16 protein-coding genes are annotated in these 19401 nt (G+C 42.8%); 3 read left to right on the forward strand and 13 right to left on the reverse strand.

What is annotated here, in order from left to right:
• The 8 genes from AC1DQW_RS01885 to AC1DQW_RS01920 all read right to left on the reverse strand — a co-directional run.
• Window positions 1–1230 (reverse strand): GH39 family glycosyl hydrolase (locus tag AC1DQW_RS01885; protein WP_477452574.1); only part of this gene is annotated, 1230 nt, incomplete at its 3' end.
• A gap of 24 nt (window positions 1231–1254) precedes the next feature.
• Window positions 1255–3342, reverse strand: a complete 2088-nt coding sequence (locus AC1DQW_RS01890) for a beta-galactosidase (RefSeq protein ID WP_477452575.1) — start codon at window positions 3340–3342, stop codon at window positions 1255–1257.
• Window positions 3343–3470: 128 nt separating this feature from the next.
• Entirely contained in the window at window positions 3471–5018 is a 1548-nt protein-coding gene (locus AC1DQW_RS01895; RefSeq protein ID WP_477452576.1) for a carboxylesterase/lipase family protein, read from the reverse strand.
• Between the two features lie 145 nt (window positions 5019–5163).
• Complete coding sequence (locus AC1DQW_RS01900) at window positions 5164–6177, reverse strand: zinc-binding alcohol dehydrogenase family protein (protein WP_477452577.1); 1014 nt, start codon at window positions 6175–6177, stop codon at window positions 5164–5166.
• A gap of 1 nt (window position 6178) precedes the next feature.
• A complete protein-coding gene (locus AC1DQW_RS01905; RefSeq protein WP_477452578.1) occupies window positions 6179–6523 on the reverse strand; it encodes an L-rhamnose mutarotase in 345 nt (114 codons plus the stop codon).
• Window positions 6524–6538: 15 nt separating this feature from the next.
• The gene (locus AC1DQW_RS01910) at window positions 6539–7555 is read right to left on the reverse strand and encodes an aldo/keto reductase (RefSeq protein WP_477452579.1); all 1017 of its coding nucleotides are present in this window, start codon (window positions 7553–7555) and stop codon (window positions 6539–6541) included.
• 19 nt (window positions 7556–7574) lie between these two features.
• Window positions 7575–8843, reverse strand: coding sequence for an L-fucose:H+ symporter permease (fucP, locus tag AC1DQW_RS01915; protein WP_477452580.1), 1269 nt, complete (start codon window positions 8841–8843; stop codon window positions 7575–7577).
• Window positions 8844–8852: 9 nt separating this feature from the next.
• A complete protein-coding gene (locus AC1DQW_RS01920; RefSeq protein WP_477452581.1) occupies window positions 8853–10496 on the reverse strand; it encodes an alpha-L-fucosidase in 1644 nt (547 codons plus the stop codon).
• Window positions 10497–10833: 337 nt separating this feature from the next.
• On the opposite strand from AC1DQW_RS01920, the gene AC1DQW_RS01925 reads away from it, so the two are divergent.
• Window positions 10834–11715 (forward strand): helix-turn-helix domain-containing protein, encoded by an 882-nt coding sequence (locus AC1DQW_RS01925; RefSeq protein ID WP_477452582.1) that lies wholly within the window; start codon window positions 10834–10836, stop codon window positions 11713–11715.
• A gap of 261 nt (window positions 11716–11976) precedes the next feature.
• On the opposite strand, the gene AC1DQW_RS01930 is transcribed toward AC1DQW_RS01925, so the two are convergent.
• Both AC1DQW_RS01930 and AC1DQW_RS01935 read right to left on the reverse strand, forming a co-directional pair.
• Entirely contained in the window at window positions 11977–12612 is a 636-nt protein-coding gene (locus AC1DQW_RS01930; RefSeq protein WP_477452583.1) for a hypothetical protein, read from the reverse strand.
• Between the two features lie 221 nt (window positions 12613–12833).
• Window positions 12834–13724: a winged helix-turn-helix domain-containing protein gene (locus tag AC1DQW_RS01935; RefSeq protein ID WP_477452584.1), complete on the reverse strand. Its 891-nt coding sequence runs from the start codon at window positions 13722–13724 to the stop codon at window positions 12834–12836.
• 150 nt (window positions 13725–13874) lie between these two features.
• Here AC1DQW_RS01935 and AC1DQW_RS01940 point away from each other — a divergent pair, with 150 nt between their 5' ends.
• Complete coding sequence (locus tag AC1DQW_RS01940) at window positions 13875–14978, forward strand: WD40/YVTN/BNR-like repeat-containing protein (RefSeq protein ID WP_477452585.1); 1104 nt, start codon at window positions 13875–13877, stop codon at window positions 14976–14978.
• Window positions 14979–15025: 47 nt separating this feature from the next.
• Complete coding sequence (locus AC1DQW_RS01945) at window positions 15026–15493, forward strand: hypothetical protein (RefSeq protein WP_477452586.1); 468 nt, start codon at window positions 15026–15028, stop codon at window positions 15491–15493.
• A 63-nt stretch (window positions 15494–15556) separates the two neighbouring features.
• Here AC1DQW_RS01945 and AC1DQW_RS01950 read toward each other — a convergent pair whose 3' ends face one another.
• Genes AC1DQW_RS01950 through AC1DQW_RS01960 form a run of 3 tightly spaced genes read right to left on the reverse strand, consistent with a single transcriptional unit; the run spans window position 15557 to window position 19381 of the window.
• Window positions 15557–16918, reverse strand: a complete 1362-nt coding sequence (locus AC1DQW_RS01950; protein ID WP_477452587.1) for an alpha-L-fucosidase — start codon at window positions 16916–16918, stop codon at window positions 15557–15559.
• Between the two features lie 7 nt (window positions 16919–16925).
• Window positions 16926–17924, reverse strand: coding sequence for a glycoside hydrolase family 43 protein (locus tag AC1DQW_RS01955; protein ID WP_477452588.1), 999 nt, complete (start codon window positions 17922–17924; stop codon window positions 16926–16928).
• A 47-nt stretch (window positions 17925–17971) separates the two neighbouring features.
• Window positions 17972–19381 (reverse strand): alpha-L-fucosidase, encoded by a 1410-nt coding sequence (locus tag AC1DQW_RS01960; protein WP_477452589.1) that lies wholly within the window; start codon window positions 19379–19381, stop codon window positions 17972–17974.
• Window positions 19382–19401: the final 20 nt, after the last annotated feature.

Raw genomic sequence — 19401 nt, forward strand, 5'->3', positions numbered from 1 at the left:
CGGTAAAGTGTAGGTATAATCCCACAATAATGCCTGGATATCCCCTTTATCATTTTTACAAACCCATGAACGTGTGTCTGTATTGGCTAATTCGGTTCCTCCAAGCTTATTCATAAACTTATAAGAATAAAAAGCAGGCTTGTTTATGCCTTGAATGTTGAGTAAACCAAAACCTCCATGAAAAGGTGTAAACCGCGGACCAGGTTCTTCAAAAACATCGGTAAAAACCCAGTATGACATGGAGTTGGCGGCATTGCCAACTTGTTTTATTTTTTCCAAAATATAGGCTGCTTCCTGATAACTGTCGTGCACAGGGTCTGCCGGTGTGTAGGACGAGCTCCATTCCGTGTAATGCAGTTCCAGGCCTGGCTTAGGTGATTGAGAAATTTGTTTACGGGATTTCAATACGTCGCCGCTAACTGCCAGCGAATCTTTACTTAATACCGTACCCGAGTTGCCATACTCATCCAGAAAGCCTTGGTTTACCCCATATGAATGGGTGCTTACAAAATCTATTGGAATGTTATTTTTGCTGCAATGGCTTATCATCTCGGGAATCCAGGCCGCGCCTGCAGTAGCGGGCCCGCCTACTTTGTATCCGGGGTTTACGCTTTTAATTGCTTTGGCGGAATAATCGTACAATTTAAAATAATCGTCTTGCGTACCTGTCCAAAATCCGGGAGATAAGTTAGGTTCATTCCATACTTCAAAATACCAGGACTTTACTTCCTCAGCACCATAACGTTCTGTAAAATGCTGAACAAGGTTGCTAATGAGCGCCTGCCATTTGTTATAATCTTTTGGCGGAGTAACATTGCCGCGCCACCAAAAAATTGTCTGGCTCCCGCTTGCCAGGGCGTTAGGCATAAAGCCAAGTTCTACAAACGGCTTCATCCCAATTTTGTGCAGAAAATCAAACAGGGCATCTACATACATATAATTGTACTGGGGGTTCCCTTTGGAGTCTTCGGTATAAACAGCCATATCATCAGTGAGTAAGCCATGCATGCGGATATACCGGAAACCACATTGTTTTCTTACGTATTCCAGTTGTTGCTGCCAGTCGGCACGTAGCCCTTCATTGGCCCGGCCTGCACCCACACAGGTGTTAAACATGGCATTAAGCTTACCCGATGTCTTGTTTAAATCTACGTTAATCGCTCTTTGGCCATTTACGTTTGCCAAAAAAGCGAATTGCGAAAGCACCAATACCCAAATTATTTTTTTCATCTGTTTTGTTAATTCTTATTAAAATCATTCTGTCCATACGAGCACGCCCGATGGTTTTAGTGTTTTTTCCCCAATTAAAACTTTTGCATTACCAGGCAGATTAACGGTGTAATTTTCTGATGAATAATTTAATGCCGTATAAAAGCCATCGCGCCAATAAACAAATACACCGGGAGGATAATCCTCCGTTGTAGCACCGGCATCTTTATAAATCTGCCTCAACAAATCCTTTTCTAATTTAGAATCATCGCTATCAACACCGATATAGGTTACGTCGCCTTTGCCAATCCGGTGTTTTACTACAGCAGCTTTTCCTTTATAGAACTGGTTATTATATGTGGCCAGCACACCGGAAGTATCTTTGGGCACGAGCAAATCCGCCCAACTATGCCATGGATAATGATTCGAATTCATCAGTATATCTCCTTTACCATATGATGAAAGCATATCGGTTTGGTTTACATGGGCACCAATCAGGTTTGAAATTGGCAAGGCGGTCTCCCCTTCCCAAAAATGCCCTCTGCGATCTTTGGTACCCGTACGGCAGGTAATAACCAGATGGCCGCCTTTGACTACATAGTCATTCCATTTTTTTACCAATGCAGAATCAATCATTTCATAAGCGGGAACGATTACACATTTATACTTCGACAAATCTGCCGTTTCCTGAATTACATCAACAGGTGCACCCAATGACCTTGCAGTTTTAAGGAATTTTACCGGATAATCCCATGTATTCCATTGCCCTGTCTGTCTTTGTCTGTCAATGCTCCAGTAATTTTCCACATTCCACAGAAGCGCTGTTGACCGTGCAGTCAGCTTGGCCGGCATCTTCGTGCCTGGCGTAAATTCCCTCCTCAGTTCTGTTATTTCTTTCATAAACTGCATATAATCTTTACCGCCCTGCGAAGGTGTTACGCCATCCGTTTGTATTACAGCGGCATGATATTGTTCTGCACCATATAAAATTTGACGAAAGCGGTACGAACAGGCGATCTTTCCTCCCGCCGCAAAGCTGTGGTACAACCATAGCCGAACGGTACCTGGTAAAAGCAGGGGGTTGTAGCTCCCCCAATTAACGGGGCCTGGTTGAATCTCCAAAACCCCTGAGACACCGCCCACAGATTTGTAATATTCTGAAGCAAAAAGAACGACATCGCTGTTGCCTAAACGGAAACCTGATTCGCCAATATTATCAGTACCGCCGTTTGGATAAGCCGTATATGCCGCAAAATCCAGTTTTGTGGTACGGTTAGGATCTGAACCCGTGCAAACGGCAGTATAGTTGGTGGTAACAAATTGCGCCTTTGAAACGTAACTGCGTAAAACTTCTGCCTGAAAATCAAGGAACTCAGCCTGGGCATCTGCCGAATATCTTTTAAAATCCAGTAAGGCATGGGGATTATTACCCCACCAACCTACGAGGTTAGTATTAGGGATGATAACCTGATCAAAACTATTAAACCACTGGCTCCAGAATGCGGCACCCCAGGCAATATTTAATGCATCAATGGTTTTGTATTTATTTTTCAGCCACGTTCTGAATGCTTCCTGCGATGAGAGGCTGTAGTCGGAAACAGCACCCGGTTCATTATCTATTTGCCAGCCCATCACATTTTTGTTTTGCCCGTATCGTTTCGCCATTTCGGTTACTATTCTTTTTACAAAGCCACGGAACTTCGGGTTGACCATCGATTCCAGGCCCCGCGTGCCATTTTCCGCACGGATATAGTGGCCATCCATAACAAACGTCTCCGGGTAGTTTATCCGCATCCACGTTGGTGTGGTTGCAGAAGGCGTACACAACAACACTTTAAGGTGGTACTTTGTGCAAAGGCCCACTACCCTGTCAAGCCAGGCAAAATCAAACCGTCCTTCTTCGGGCTCCATTTTAAACCAGGCAAATTCGGCCAGGTGCACAAACTCAAAACCCATGTCTGATATCTTTTTTATGTCCCTTTCCCATTGGGCTTCACTCCAATGTTCGGGATAATAATAGATACCCGTTGTTACCAAATCTTTTTCCGGGAAAAACCGGCTGATTTCCTGTGCTTTTAACGCTGCCGAAGGGATTAAGATCCCTAATATAATTATAATTATTAATTTTCTCATCTAAAGGTCCCTGCTTTTTTACAGCAGCTGTTATAAAGTTGTTTAATATAAATTTCGTTTGGTATGGATACAGTTGATGTATAAGTTAAGCTATAGTTAATACATTACATTTGTTTATAATACAAGTGTTATTTGGCCTCAGCCTGACCCTCGGGCGAACGCCGCCACTTAAAATAACTATCTAACACCTTTAGCGACGCGGCACCTGGCACGGGGCCGGTATGCGCGGTTTGCGAAAAGTACATCACTACCGGATACGCATCGTTGAAAGCGGGCCATGCTGGCGTTCCGCCGCCATTCGGGTCGCCATACTTGGCAAAGTTTGTCCAGTACGTGCCCATCGCGTCCGAAATGGCCAAATCTGTTTTAGTAGTTTGGGGACTTGAGGCATCGAGCGTACCAAATACATAAGCCACTTCCTGCCCATGGGGCGAGCCAAATCCGGCATGGGGCGAACTTTCCGGATAATCGGGGTGCTGATCAAAATAATAATAAAAAACTTTTGATTTACCCTTTGACTGTAGCCGTGCCCAACTCCAGGTATGCCAACCAAACGCGGCATCCCGCATCAGATCACGGGCTGTTTTTGCAACGTTAACCGCGCCGGCAGGATAAGCTTTAATAAGTTCGTCAGCAAACTTACCATAGCGGTCTTTTACCGCAGCTACATATTCTTCCGGCGTTTTTGGAGGCGAGAAACTGGCACCTTCATCGGAGTTATAACCTATCAGTACAGGTATTTCGTTATATTTTCCCTCTTCATAGCGTTTGTATTGGTCGCCTGGTATTACCCAGCCGTCTACAATGGGCCAGGCTAATCCACGTACCGCGGGCAGTTTATCGGCATCTATCTTTCGCAAATCAGCAATTGAAGTAAACCCGGCATCTTTAACGTATGCTAAACCTGCGCCTTCCGCGTAAGGCAAGCTTTTCATATTTTCACCCGGATAAGTTGTAGCACGTGTAGGCCCAAATGAACCGCCGCTTTGGGAGATTGCGCCATGGAAAAGGCCTTTAGCCAAAGGGCTTGCACATAACATACTTACAGCAATACCGCCTGCCGATTCACCAAAAATTGTAACTTTATTTGGATCACCGCCAAATGCGGCGATGTTTTCCCTGATCCATTTAAGGCCGGCGATCATGTCCAGCAAACCATAGTTTCCCGAAACATGATTGGGATTCTCGGCGCTAAGTTCGGGATGCGCTAAAAATCCAAGCTGTCCTACCCGGTAGGCGATGCTTACCAATACTACACCTTTTTTTGCCAGCTTCTCCCCGTTATAAGATGGTTCAGCAGTTCCCCCAAAGTTAAAAGCACCGCCGTATATCCATACCAGCACCGGTATTTTGTCCGCCGGCGATTTAGCGGGTGTCCAAATGTTCAGATACAGGCAATCTTCACTTTTTCCTGAAACGGGATTGCCACCCTGTTGCATAGGTTCCGGGGCAAATTTATCGGCATGGCGAATGCCATCCCATTTTGCGGCGGGCTGCGGCGCACGCCAGCGCAGTTCGCCTACCGGAGGCATTGCAAAAGGAATGCCTTTATAAACGGTAAGGCCGCTTTCAGGAATTCCTTGTACCAACCCCTCTTTCACTTTAACCGGAGAGGGTTGGGCTTGCATCAATTGAGCGGCAAGCAGCAGCGCAAGCAAAAAAATGAGATGTCTCATAATAAACATTTATAATTATTGGCTTATCAAAGCTACATTAAATGAACGACCTTGAAGGGCATCGAGGAGAGTTTGAAATATTGCTATCCTCACTTACCTGAACGCTCAATTTTTTCAATGAGTTGGCGGATAAAAAACGCCCCTCCTATACCTCTATCATCGCTTTAATTACGCCGTTCGCCGGATCGAGCCAGCTTTCAAACTCATCTGGAACCTTGTCAAATTGCACACGATGGGTAATGTAATTAGACGGTTGAACCAAGCCTTTTTTCATGGATGCAATAACATGCTCAAAATCTTCCCGTGTAGCGTTACGACTGCTCATTAAAGTGGCCTCGCGCTTGTGAAATTCCGGGTGACTCAAACTAATATCTCCTTTTTGCAAACCAACCAGGACATACCTGGCTCCATGCGCCATATATTGAAATCCGCTATTAATTGCTTTCAAGCTACCTGTGGCATCAATCACCACTGTAGGCATATCTCCTTTTGTTATTGTGGCCAATTGCTCCAGTACATCTTCAGTAGATACGTTAATAATATGATCAATCTTTAATCTGTCTCTGCAAAATTCAAGCCTTTTTGTGTTGAGGTCCATGGCAATTACTTTAGCCCCTGCAATGCGGGCAAACTCCATTATTCCGAGGCCTATTGGCCCGGCTCCTATCACCAATACATATTCGCCGGGTTTTACACCCGCTCGCCTGATCCCATGCGCACCTATGGCTAATGGTTCTACCAATGCCAGTTCATCATAACTTAACCCTTCACCATGAACCAGCGAATATGTTGGTATATTCAGGTATTCGGCCATTCCTCCGTCCACATGAACGCCACAAACATTAATTTTTACACAGCAGTTAGGCTTTCCTGATCTGCAGGCAATACAAACACCGCAATTAAAGTATGGGATGAATGTTACGATCTCGCCTTTTTTAAAACCAGGCGCACCGTTAGGCTCAACTAACTCACCCGAAAGCTCATGTCCCAGTACGCGGGGGTAATTAAAATAAGGCTGTGTACCCTCAAAAGCATGCAAATCAGTACCGCAGATACCTATTCTTCTGATCCTGATCTGGGCATAGCCTTCTTTTATTGCCGGTTTTTCCCGATGGCCGAGTGCCATTTTTCCAGGCTCTTCGCAAACTATTATTTGCATATTATCTGTTTTCAAGCTGAAAAATCTGTTCCATCATTACCCACTTCTCCCCTTCTTTTGCCCAGGGTAAGGGCTGTTGGAATTTCCACATTAATTGTTCCCATTCCTGAACTTTAAGGTTAACTGCATCCATAGCCGCTTTTTTTTCTGCTACATACTGTTCACTGGTTTCCATGATCATAAACAAGCGGTTTCCTGTGCGATAGATCTGCATATCTTTAATTTCTGCATCCAGGATACTTTTTCGTATTTCGGGCCAGCCATTTTCAGCTTTATGCCAATGTTCATATTCAGCTATTAATTGTGGATCATCTTTTAAATCGAGTGCTAAACAGTATCTTTTCATAGTGGTATTTAATTTTTATAAATAGGCAGAAGCATATGCCTTATCAATCAATCCCCGTTCTTTCATTTCATTCCAGAATGTTGCCGGAATTTTTAAAGAAGCCACCCCAACATTCAATGCCACCCTTTCGGCATTAGTGGTATTTAACGCAATGCTTTTAACGCCCGGCGCTTTTAATCCAAAAACCACGCATGCATCTACCGGTTTAATATTATAATCTTTGCAGGCCTGGTAAAACACCTCCCGCCACTGATACAAACCTTTGTCTTTTACAGGATCTTTTAACTGATAATTATAATAAGCCGATCCGGTTAAAAATCCCCCATTAAATACCGCAGAATTTATAATTGCGACACCTTGTTTTTCAAGCTCCTGCATAAATTCCACCAATTCGGTCGGGTGGCTGTGAACCGTCATGCTGTTGGCAATCATTACCCAATCAAGCTTTACATCCTGAGTTATTCTTTTAATGATTCTCCAGTCCTTTGATCCTACACCAATCGCCTTTACCTTGCCTTGTTCCTTTAATTCATTTAATGCACGATAAGCGTCCAGGATATCCCGGTAGCGTTGTGTTTTTTCCAGATCGTTTTTTGCCGCGGCAAGGTATTCGTCCGGGTCATGTACGGATACCAGTTCTGCACGATAATCGCCCAAAAGCTCATTGCCCTGCTCATAGCATTCCAGGATACCTTCATAACTTATTTTTTGTACGGCATCGTATTTCAGGTCCCGCCATACGCCAGGCTCAAAAGTGGGTTCGGCTGTTTTTAGCTCCGTACGCAGCCAACCCAGCTTATTGCTGATCAGCACCTCTGAGGGTTTCACATTCAATTGCGTTAAACACTTGCCCAACGATTCCAGTGCAAGCCCGGCGCCGTACTTACCGGCTGAATCAAATACGGCTGGTTTAGGAGAACACCTGATGCTTTCGGCAACAATAGCGCGTTTGGCCTCGTCGGAAAGGGCAACATACAAATTTCCCAAACCACTGGTCCCGAAAATTACTTTGGGTAAATTGATTTCTTTCATAGTAAGAATGAATTATTTTTTAAAGAATAGCTGAAACCGGTAAATCTTCAGCCTTCACTTTTACCCGATGGCCTTTAAAACCAAAAAATGCAACCACTACAAAACAGAGCAATGGCACTATATAGCCATATTGGATATTGCCTGTTGCATCGCTGATATAACCAAACACCCTTGGTAAAACGGCCCCGCCGACGATAGACATAATGATGAGGCTGCTGCCAAATTCTGTATCAGCCTTTAATTCTTTTATACCCAGCGCAAAAATAGTTGGGAACATAATGGACATAAAAAAGCAAATACCGATGACAGTATAAACGGTTACCATGCCATGACCTAAAATGGCGACCACGCAAAGTAAGATATTGATGCCCGCGTAAGCAGCAAGCAAAACTCCTGAACTGTAATACCGCATTAAAAACGTACCAATAAATCTGCCTATCAAAAAAGCAGCGCCGCATACACCTAAGTAATAGGTCGCTTTTACTTCTGTAAGGCCGGCTGCTTTTGGAGCATACAGGATAAACAAACTGAATACACAAACCTGCGCCCCCACATAAAAAAATTGCGCGGCAACGCCCCAGGCTAAATGGCGGTGCTTTAGGGCATGAAAAATGTTTTTACTGGCTTTATGACCTTCATGGTGTTGAATTTTGGGCAGGTGTGTAAATGCAAAAAGAATGGCAATGACCACCAATACGCTACCCAGTATAAAGTAGGGCATTTTCACGGAAGAGGCTTCGGCGGCAAGTGCCAGTTTGCGGCCCTGCTCTGTCATTACGCTTAATTGTGCAGGTGTGTAACCTTTGGTAAGTATAATACGCCCCCCTATTATAGGTGCCAGCGTTGTAGCAAGCCCGTTAAACGATTGCGCGAAATTAAGCCTTTGTGTAGAGGTTGCGGGATCGCCTAATGAGGAAGCGTACGGATTGGCGGCCGTTTCTAAAATGGTCAATCCGCAGGCAATGATAAACAAGGCTACCAGGAAAAATGTGTACTGTTGTGTATTGGCGGCTGGTATAAACAAATAGGAACCAAACGCAAAAATAAGCAGGCCCGTTATAATACCTGTTTTATAACCGTATTTTTTCATAATAAACCCTGCCGGCAAAGCCATCAAAAAATAGGCTATAAACACAGCCGAGTCTACCAGAGTTGCCTGAACGGTTGTCAGGGTAAATGATTTTTTCAAATGTGGAATCAATATGGGATCAAGGTTATGAGCAAAACCCCATAAAAAAAACAAACTGGTAATCAATATAAAGGGGAAAAGGGTTTTATTCTTTGTCATGATCGGATATTATATAACTCCTTCAATTTTTAAAACAAACGCATCTTTACCCGGGGCTTGTTCCGGCAATTTCACTTTGAGGCCTGTTGTGGTTTGCTCAAAACTCAAATTACCGTTTCCAAGCAAACTTACCTTGCTTACCTTACCAGCCTCATTACCTGCTAACTTTTTAATTAGAGCTTCGTTTCCTGCCGGCCAACCCAGCATTGTGGCATAAAGGGTTTTGCCTTTTACAGTAAACCTGATATCTTCGGCCACGAAGGGTTTCCCCTTACCCTCGTTAAAGCCCTGCGCATTGATTGGTGCTGCCGATTCTATTGCCGGGCCTTCCCCAAATACTTTCCAGGGGCGGGTGCCGTAAATCGCCTCGCCGTTAACCTGCATCCACGCTCCTATGTTTTCAACTACTGTGCGTTCTTCGCTGTCAATAGTACCGTCTCCCCTTACAGGAATATTTAGTAATAGGTTACCGTTTTTACTGACAATATCAACAAGGGTATGTACTACAGTTCTGGCACTTTTATAACCTTTGTTATCAAATATGCGGCGATCATAGTGCCAGCTACCGATACAGGTATCCGTTTGCCATGGCAAAGGTTCTATCTGGTTGCTTTGTCCGCGTTCTATATCCCATATCATGCATTTACGCTGCTGCTCATTCAATACTTTGCCAAACAGTGCCGCTTGTAGCTTACCATGCTTTTTAACACTGGTATTGTACATATGCGCTGCTATTTTTAAGCCTGCATCGCTTACCGGCCAAAGGGGTAAGGCGGTATCGTCAAAATAAATCAGTTCGGGACCATACTTGTCAATCAATTCTATAGTGCGGTTTAAAAATTTATCGCAGTAGGCTTTATTAGGTACGCTGGCCCCATTACCCCAATCCCAATGGGAGCCCATGCTGTTGTCATCAAGGCTGTCTTTACTCAGGGGATGGTTTTGCGCGTACAATTCCTGCGGATCATAGCCATTCCACCATTTACCTGCGCCATCCGCTTTGGTAAGCTTACCATCATAAGGTATGCCCGCGTATGGTCCCGTTTTATCAGCGCGCTGGGCAACTTCGAACCAGGTCCAGGGGTGCGATGCATGTACGCTGACGCCAAAAGGCAGGCCCTGTTCTTTAGCAGCTTTGGCCCAGCCGCCAATCAGATCTTTTTTGGGGCCAAGCTTGGTAGAGTTCCAGCTTTGGTATTTGCTGTCATAAAGGTCAAAATTATCATGGTGATTGGCCAATGCCATAAAGTATTTAGCTCCTGCCTTTTTGTATAAAGCCACCAATTCTTCCGGGTTCCAGTTCTCAGCCTTCCAATCGTTAATTACATCCTTAAAACCAAATTTCGAAGGGTGTCCATATTTTTGAATATGGTATTTATACTGGTCGCTGCCTTCCTGGTACATGCCGCGGGCGTACCAGTCACCACGTTCGGCCTGGCATTGCGGCCCCCAATGCGCCCATATGCCAAATTTGGCATCGCGGAACCAATCCGGAACCTGGTATCCGGCCAATGAATCCCATGTTGGCTTAAACGGCCCGGCGGCAATGCCGGGATTTGAAGGGGTTTGCAACAGATTGTTAGCATAAAGTTTAGACAGGTATAAGGAAGATATCCCTGTGGCCAAGCCTTTTATTAGTGTTCTTCTTTTCATAATTGGGGTTGGTGATTATTAATAAATAGCTATACTGATCTGCTATACAAATGAATAGCCGGACGATTAAGTAAAATTCTATAAGTCACTGTATATCTATAATTGGTTGATCAGCAATACACATTGTTTGCATCTATAATTGATAAATCAAATTTCATTTAAATTATATTTAAATAGTTGATCTAATGGGACTTTTTTTTATACAAAACCGACATTTTGTTTATTATTGTTCTGTCGAAAGCACGAAAGCTGTTCTGGACGCCGCAATTAGAAATACACAGAAAGGCATCCTTGCAGATGAAACAATAATTTTATAACGGCTTACCCGCTGCACATTATGATTAAAAGAGTATTAAAACATACGTTTACGCTATTGAATGTAGATCATGTGAATCTTGGCACGAAATGGAATTATAAAAACGTGATTAGTCCATATTTCAGACTTTATTACATTGATGCTGGTGCGGGTGAAATTTCAGATATTTCAACAACACTGAACCTCGAGCCCGGATTTTTATACATGATACCAAGTTTCACTTTGTGCAACCTTGCCTGCCAAACTCAACTAAGCCAGTATTTTATCCAGTTTTTTGAGGAATCATCCGATGGTATCTCCTTGTTTGCCTATAGCCGGTCTATTTTTAAAGTAAAAGCAACAAAAGTTGACATCTTGAATTTTGCACGTTTACTGGAAATAAATCCCGGCAGGGGCATAAACCGTTCAGACAATCCCCGGATATACGAAAAAAATATCTTTTATAAAGAGTACCAGGAGCTTAATAACCAGCAAAACATGGCGACTTTTACAGAGACCCATGGCATACTTTTGCAATTGGTCTCTCGCTTTTTAACACCGGAGATATTCAAACACAAAGAAGCCGGCCACATACCGGTTAAAATCCTTAACGCGATCAGCTATATCCAATTGAATCTGCACCAGGATCTTTCAGTAGCTAACCTGGCCGAAAAAGCGAATCAGCATGCCGATTATTTCTCCCGCCTGTTTCAACAGTATACAGGTGAAAGGCCCTTAAAATATATCCATGAAAAAAGAATTGAGCGGGCTCAATACCTGATGGTTACCACCCAGATGACTTATGCGGAAATTGCTGTCCAAACCGGCTTTGAAAATATATTTTATTTTTCCAAAATATTTAAAAAGATTACCGGTATGTCTCCCGGTAAGTATAAAAAGCAGATTGACTTTGTCCGTTTTTAGTTCCCTGCCATTTCGGGCAGTTTCTTTTATCAATTTGCCTTTGTTCAGTGCCGCCTGGTTTCTCCAGGCCATTGAACGGTTTACTGAGCAGCCAAAATACTACTTCACAATACATTTTAAATCACGGACTTATAGGCAGAGTTCGACGTTTCCGTATTGGGCTTTTTGTTTTTGATGGTGCAGTGATAATGTCTACCATAGGCTGATCATAAGCGGGGGCGCTTGGGTTGGATGAGTATATCAGCAATGAAAATGTTTATCCTATCTAAGTTTGCTTTCGTAACCGATATTAATATTCCGGAAAGTTTCTAATAATTCGTATGCCATCTGTCTTATCGATGGGGGTACCGGATTCATAGGTATTGCTGTACCGTCATGATTTTGCATTGCCCAGCCTGACGCTGTTGATCTGGTTAAATCATACATATCTTTCCCAATTGAATCATCCACATGAGCACCTCCGTCTTTGTTGGCAATGTCTTTTATGATTTTTGATCTGAAGTATGAAATTCCGTTTGAGTCAACTATAACCTTTTGATTATTCCACCAATTGTTTTGATTAACCATTTTAGAGTTTACCAGAGAAAGAGTCGGAGAGTATCTCCAACCCATATCAACCCCATGTTCCATAGATACTAATCCCAAATGAGATTTTAGTAGGTTTTTGGAGTCATATTTGATGGACGTACAAATAATAGGCAAATGATTTAGCTTTAAAAGATTAATAAGGCTCTTTGATTGTTCTGTTTGATGAAATATTACCCTTATTTTGACAGCAATATCTTGCGAGATGTAGTATTTATCTTCATCATATATTTTACAAAATTGCTCAATAGATGAAAGTTGCGACTTCATTTGATATACTAATTCATCTTTAGAAAAAGCTATTTTAGTCATAAATAAAAATACACAATTTTCTTTGAAGAAAGTTACTTTTTCTCCCCGCTGTCCTTAGTTTCCAACTACAGGATAATATGCATGTAGACTGTGTCTCCAGCCATGACATACCCGCTTATTTCGAATTTTGGCGGTTGAGGTACTGTAGTCATAGACTACCGGCATAATAGTCCGCAGACACAATCTACGGACAGCGGCTCAGTTAGAGTGAGGAATTCTTCTTAAGAGCTAACTTCAAGCTTATATCCCTTGCTGCGTATAACAACAATGCTGATATTCGGATCAAGTTCCAGTTTTTTTCTGAGTTTTGAGATGAACATGTCAAGACTACGCCCTACAATAACACCTTCATCTTCCCAGATCTCTTTTTGCAACCGGCTTCTCTCTATAGTCTCGTTAGGAGACAATGCGAAAATAAGCAGCAGACGTGTTTCAGTTCCGGTCAGGTCTATGGCTTTTCCGTTTATTACCAGCTTCCGATTCTTCGCATCAAACAACACCGCGCCTAAAGTTAACATGTCAGTATACTGACTGTCAGGTAAAGCTCTTCGCGGTTTAACCGATCTAAAAAAAACAAAACCAACAAATGCTAAAAATGGCAGGCTGCCCAGAAGATATCCATTCTTTGCTGCAGTTATCCCCGTCGGTTTAAATTTAATGTTGATCATGTAACATGCTCTTGGTTGCACCCTTCCTCTGCATGATACAATATCATCTTTTTTATTTTTGGATATAGCGAATCCATAAGCTACAGTGAAGTTGCCGCAGTTCAGAACGTTAACAACATAATCACGTGTTAACGGGTCTTTGGCTAACAAACGCCCGGTAGTATTTACCAGGGAGTCCGGTTGAAAAGTGAGCTCATTCTCAAACCCGATCTGGTATTCGTTTTCGGCGATCTTTTTTACCGGAAGAACTCTTGATGTACGGTCGCCCGACTGTAAGAGCAGTTCATGCCCTATCCTGCGGAGCAAAACTTCTCTTCTGGCGATATCAAAATCGTCACTGCCGGTCATACTGAAAGCCGCGCAGATTACAGAGATAAACGAGAGTATTATCACTCCGAACAGGTACTTGCGTTTCCCGGACATGAGAATTCTGCTATCTAACATAGTGTCAAGATTTTATTTTACAAAGTTTACATTTTTATTTACAATTAAAGCTCTCTACGCTGAAATATATCAAAGTAATTTTGCTGCATCAATTCTGATAGGATCATAAAATAGATTATGAAACATATGTTTTACTTAAAATTTAAAAAAATGAAAAGATTATTTGTATTTGTTCCGGCTATCTTCCTGGTATTATTTCTACTAAATTCTTTTGTGCTAAAAGAAAAGGAAGCAAAAAAGAAACCAATAAAAGAAGGCAAATCATCGGCGATTGTCAACATCATTTTTAAATCTGCTGATGGCGGACAAACATGGCAGGACATTAGCGAAGGACTGCCTGAAAAATTGCAGAGAGAAGGTGTGTGGAGAGATGGTTTATTTGCAAATGACCGTGGGCTATATTTACGTGCTGGAAATGGGGTTTATCACAGTGAACCAAATTCCACAACTCCTTTTTGGACAAAAGAAATTTTCCCTGGTACACAACGTAACATTGCCCCTGGCAAGAATGGGATACTTGCATATGATTTAAGGGGTCAATTTTTACAAAAAATAAACGGAACGAATAATTGGTCGCCCATGTACACGAATTTTCAAGAGCAAGCCGTACGCATAGACAGAACGATAGATTGGATGTACAAGAATTATAAAGAGAGAGAAGTACGCACCATTTTTGAAACTGCCGGAGGCACAGTTTTCATTGGCTCCAGCAACAGCCTTTTTAGATCCACTAACAGTGGAAAAACCTGGAAACAAGTACATGTTGGAGACGGTAGAATGAAATTGGTAGAGTCAAACGGTGTACTCCTGACTACCAGCAAAGATGGAATATTAAGATCGACCGATGATGGTGAAAACTGGGATCATGTGATTAGTGAAGGGGGGCTTGGCATCGCTGTGGAACGTATAGATGGAGGATTTGCTGCTATAGTAAACAACACAATAACGCAAACAAACAGCATACACATTTCACTGGATAGTGGAAAAACCTGGAATGCTATAGGCGAAGAACTTCAGCCTTCCTGGAATAGTTTATTAATGAAAAAAATAGGTTTACTTAAATCTTCATCGGATATTTTATCAATTAAACAAATGGGTAAATATTTAATATGTGGCCGCTCAGATGGTATATTCCGGTCATCTGACATGGGCAAAACATGGAAAAAACTGTTACTTCCTGCTATAGAAAATTATGGCTTCAATTTATCTGTCTCAGGCAACGTGATTTATGCCATACCAAATAGGGGATGTTGAAAAATTCCAAACTCCACAAAAACTTTTAGGTTTTTTGAAGTAAAAAAATGATAAAATATCTTGCCGTCTATACTTTGTTCCTGATGCTTATTTTTTGCGCTTCCTGTGGACAAAACCAAACAGAAGTAAAAAAAGATAATATCAAGTCCGCACCCAAAGACATAGTCACTTCCACCGGATCTAATGAAAAATATCACACTAAGTATGAGTATACTGATTCTATGGGTAAGCGTCTAATAATACAAAACAGCTTCCCAAAAGGTAGAACAAAATACACTGACCCTGATGGCGAGGAATATTTTAAAGGTATATTTTGGACTCGAATAATCAATGAAACAGACAACCCTTTTGAATTGACGATTGATTTTTCTGGAGATTCATATGAGGTACCGGGTAAATACTTTAAAATATTGGTTCCTCCCGACACAATGACACGTGATAAAGAGGATTTGTTTGGTTATTGTCTGACAGATTTAGACTCTTTTTTAGATAATGGTATTCATAAACCGTCTTAGGTCAGTCAATAGTTAATTAGGCAAAAGCATCCCCTGAGCGGATGCTTTTTTATTGAGTCCTCATCAATTCACAACAAGCTCCAGAGTGGTAACTATGGGGTCCAACCGGCCCGGATCGAGGGTCAATTTTACACCCGACCGATCTTGCAGAACTTTTATTGGCGCGCCGCCTAAGATCCTGCCGGAAATGACCACCTTGTCAGTCGCCGGCAATGTTATCGCTGATGTCCCGTTCTGCATTTTTAGAAGGTGTATATAGATCTTGTTTCCTTTGTGGGTAACTCCATAAAAATCATCAACAGGCTGGAACGGGCCCGGACGGGTACCATATATACTGGCCCCGTTTTTTTTGAGCCATGAGCCAACCTCCTTTAATCTGGCCACATGTGCAGGGGGAATCACGCCATTCGGGTCTGGGCCGACATTTAATAACATATTACCGCCCCGGTCAACGGTATTGACCAACATCTGCACGATGTCTTTCAGGGAAATCATTTTTTGTACTTTAGAATAACCCCAACTCGAGCTGTTTATGTTTAAACACTTCTCCCAGGGAATAGGGATAATCGGTCCTTTAACCGGGGCATTACCTTCATTTGTTTGAAAATCACCTACCATACCTGACCGTGGATTGATCACAATATCAGGCTGATAACCTCGAACCATGGTATTTAGCTTCAATGGCTCCCAAAACCAGGCAGCGTCAGCATCGCTGCCTTTGTGTGCCAGCCAGCCCCCGTCATACCACAAAATATCAATCTTTCCATAGTTCTTCATCAGCTCTTCCACCTGGCCATAAGTTTGATTTTTCAAGAGAGCAGCATTTTCCGGGAGGCCTTTAGGATCGAAATAGCCGGGAAAACGCCAGTCAAGCGGCGAATAATAAATACCAACCTTCAATCCTGCCTTCCGGCAAGCAGTTGTATATTCCTTTACGAAATCCCGATGGGCCGCAGTTTCCCAGCTGTTAAAGTGCTTATAACTTGCGGGGCTGTTCCACATTGCAAAACCATCATGATGACGGGATACCATAACCATGTATCTCATACCGGCATTTTTAGCCGTATTCACCCATGCATCAACGCTAAAATGTTCGGGGTTAAACTGATCGGCAAGTTTTGCGTATTCACTGGCCGGTATTTTTTGATTGAACATCGTCCACTCTCCGGTAGCCGGGATAGCATATAATCCCCAATGGATCATCATTCCAAACTTTTGATCTTCCCACCATTGCATTTTTTCAGGCGACAGATTCAGGCCCGGTCCCGATACGCCCTGGCCAGCGCCCTTCAGGCCCGCATAGTTCGCCTTTTCCATTGATTTTCGTTCATCCACCCCCATTTCCTGTGCGAAAACCGCAGATGAAAAACCCGAGATCACTAATAGTAGCGCCGTGATATTAATTCCCAATTTTCTTAATTTCATAGTTTAGTTATGGATTATAAATCTCTACCTTACCATCATTTACGTTTAAAGGCAACCACAGATAGGCAGATTTTTCCAAATCAGTCTTATTCCATACATCTCCCATAAAAATGAACTTCCCCGGTTGACCGACAATAGGCAATACGAATGCTCCCTGCGAAAAAAAGGTCACTTCTGCATTTAGTCCTTTACATGGATTGCCTTGTTCTATCCATGGCCCCATAATATTATCAGCAACTGCATAAGATGCCGCATTTGGCGACCAGCCCGAACAACCCGAAGTAATCAAGTAGTATTTCCCATTATTTTTAAAAATAGCCGGGCTTTCCCGTTTTTTATTCTCAAATATTCTTACATATGTTGTTGTTGGCTTTAAATAATCATCGCTTAGCAGGCAAACATGCATCGTGTTGTTATCTTCGGATGAGTAGATCAGGTAGGCTTTACCGTCATCGTCTTTATACAAAGTCATGTCCCGTAACATTTGGTCATTCGGTTTTATACTGCCCAGGTATTGGTATGGCCCCTCCGGGTTATCGCTTATTGCAACACCGCCCCGTGAATAATTATAGTCGTTCTTGTCTATGTGCATCCACATCACAAATTTCTTTGTGTGTTCATTATAAATCACTTTGGGTCTTTCAATCACCCTGCCGGTATCCAGGTCATTGCCTGGATCATTAACTACTGGTTTCAAGGCTATACGCCTATATTTCCAATGCTTCAGATCGGTAGATGAATAGCAGGATATCCCTCCAGCCGGAACCCGGTAATCTTCCCAGTTCTGGCCCGGAACAAGCCAGGTTTTCCCATTTTTTATTTCACCAAAAAGGTAATAAACACCTTGATGATACATTACACCAGGGCCATGGGCGTTGATGGGTTGGCCATCGGCATCAAGTAATACGCTGCCATGCACAAGTGTATCTGGCAATGATTTGACCGTGTTTGCAAAGGTTAAACTTTTGCTTATTAATAATAACGTGATAAGTGTAATGTATTTCATCTTTCTTAGGTTATATTAAGAATGTTGTAAATAAGCTGGTAAAGGGCTTAAAAAGTGCCTGCATTAAAAACAGCAATACTACGCATTATTGCCGGTTGAGCAATAGAACTGGTAACCGTAAAACGCAAGGCCGTGGCCGAAACTTTAGCAAACTGATCTATCCGCTTGTGGCCTATAGTCTGCCCTGCTATAATAGTTTTCCACTTACCGTCAACTTGTGCTTCAATAGTATATTTCGAAATTTTTTGTCCATCATGCAGATCTTCCATAGTAACCACATGGTCAAATGTTTTTAATCCATTAAATTTCAGGGTTTGCACAGGCGATTTTGAATGAGATGTAGCAATTGGATTGCTGAACCTATGCTTAATTTCATTACCCGTTTCCTTAGCCGCCGCAACAAGGTCGTCAGGAATCAACCCGCGTCGATCAGGAGTCAGGTTCACGATCAAGCCAGATCCACGTCCGATGGTTTCATAGTAAGCCTGCATACGCCTCGCGAGCGACTGAGTTTTACGCGGCCCATCCCACATCCAGCCACCAGTACTAAAGCTAACGGTAGTTGGGGCAATTTGTGGACGATAGAATTTACCTGATGGGTCACCAATATTGATATGATCCCATCTGTAGGTTTTACTAACCGAATATCTGGTACCATCAACAGTGTTCAGCGCGTTCCAAAGCGGGTAACCAGCTTTACCATTCTCATTACCAACATGTTCTATGTCCGGCCCTAAAAAAAGGCATTTAGGTTGAAGCCCATGCGCATATTTGGTCAGCGCTGCATAAAACGCTCTTAATTTACCGCCATGAGGTACAGAATCGATTGCATCCGAACGGCCAAAATGATCGTCCCAGATAAAAGCAAGAGGGCCATAGTTAGTCATCAATTCACGGATCTGCTCTTTCTCTTTCTGCAAGGCCTTTTTATACAGCTCCGGATCATCAAATTTATCTATCCTTCCTGTTTCTCCGGCTTTATACCCGGGTTGGCCGGCTTCCCAATGTGAATCTATCCACGGAGCGGTGTACAAACCTGCTTTTAAACCGTGTTTTCGGCATGCATTTACAAATTCCCTTACAATATCGCCTTTGCCATTTTTGTAAGGACTCGACGCAATACTGTAATCTGTAGTTTTTGTAGGCCACAAACAAAAGCCCTGCTCATGCCTGGCTGTAAGCACCATATAGGTTGCACCCATTGCTTTAGCGGCCAGCACCCATTGCTCCGGGTTCAGCGCAGTTGGGTTAAATGCCGATGCCGGCGTACTGCCCTGCGGTGCATCGCGAGCGGCATAGGTGTCAATACTGTAATGAATAAAAACTCCAAGTTCAAGATCCTGAAACTCAAGTTGCCGGGAAGTAGGCCGCGTCAATACAGGTGTCTGTGCCTCCCCGCGCACGGCAGAAAACAACATTAGTATTAGCAACATGATTGACATAAATATTCTTGCCATTCTTTTATTTTAAAGAAAAT

The organism is Mucilaginibacter sp. P5_A4 (genome assembly GCF_056400605.1).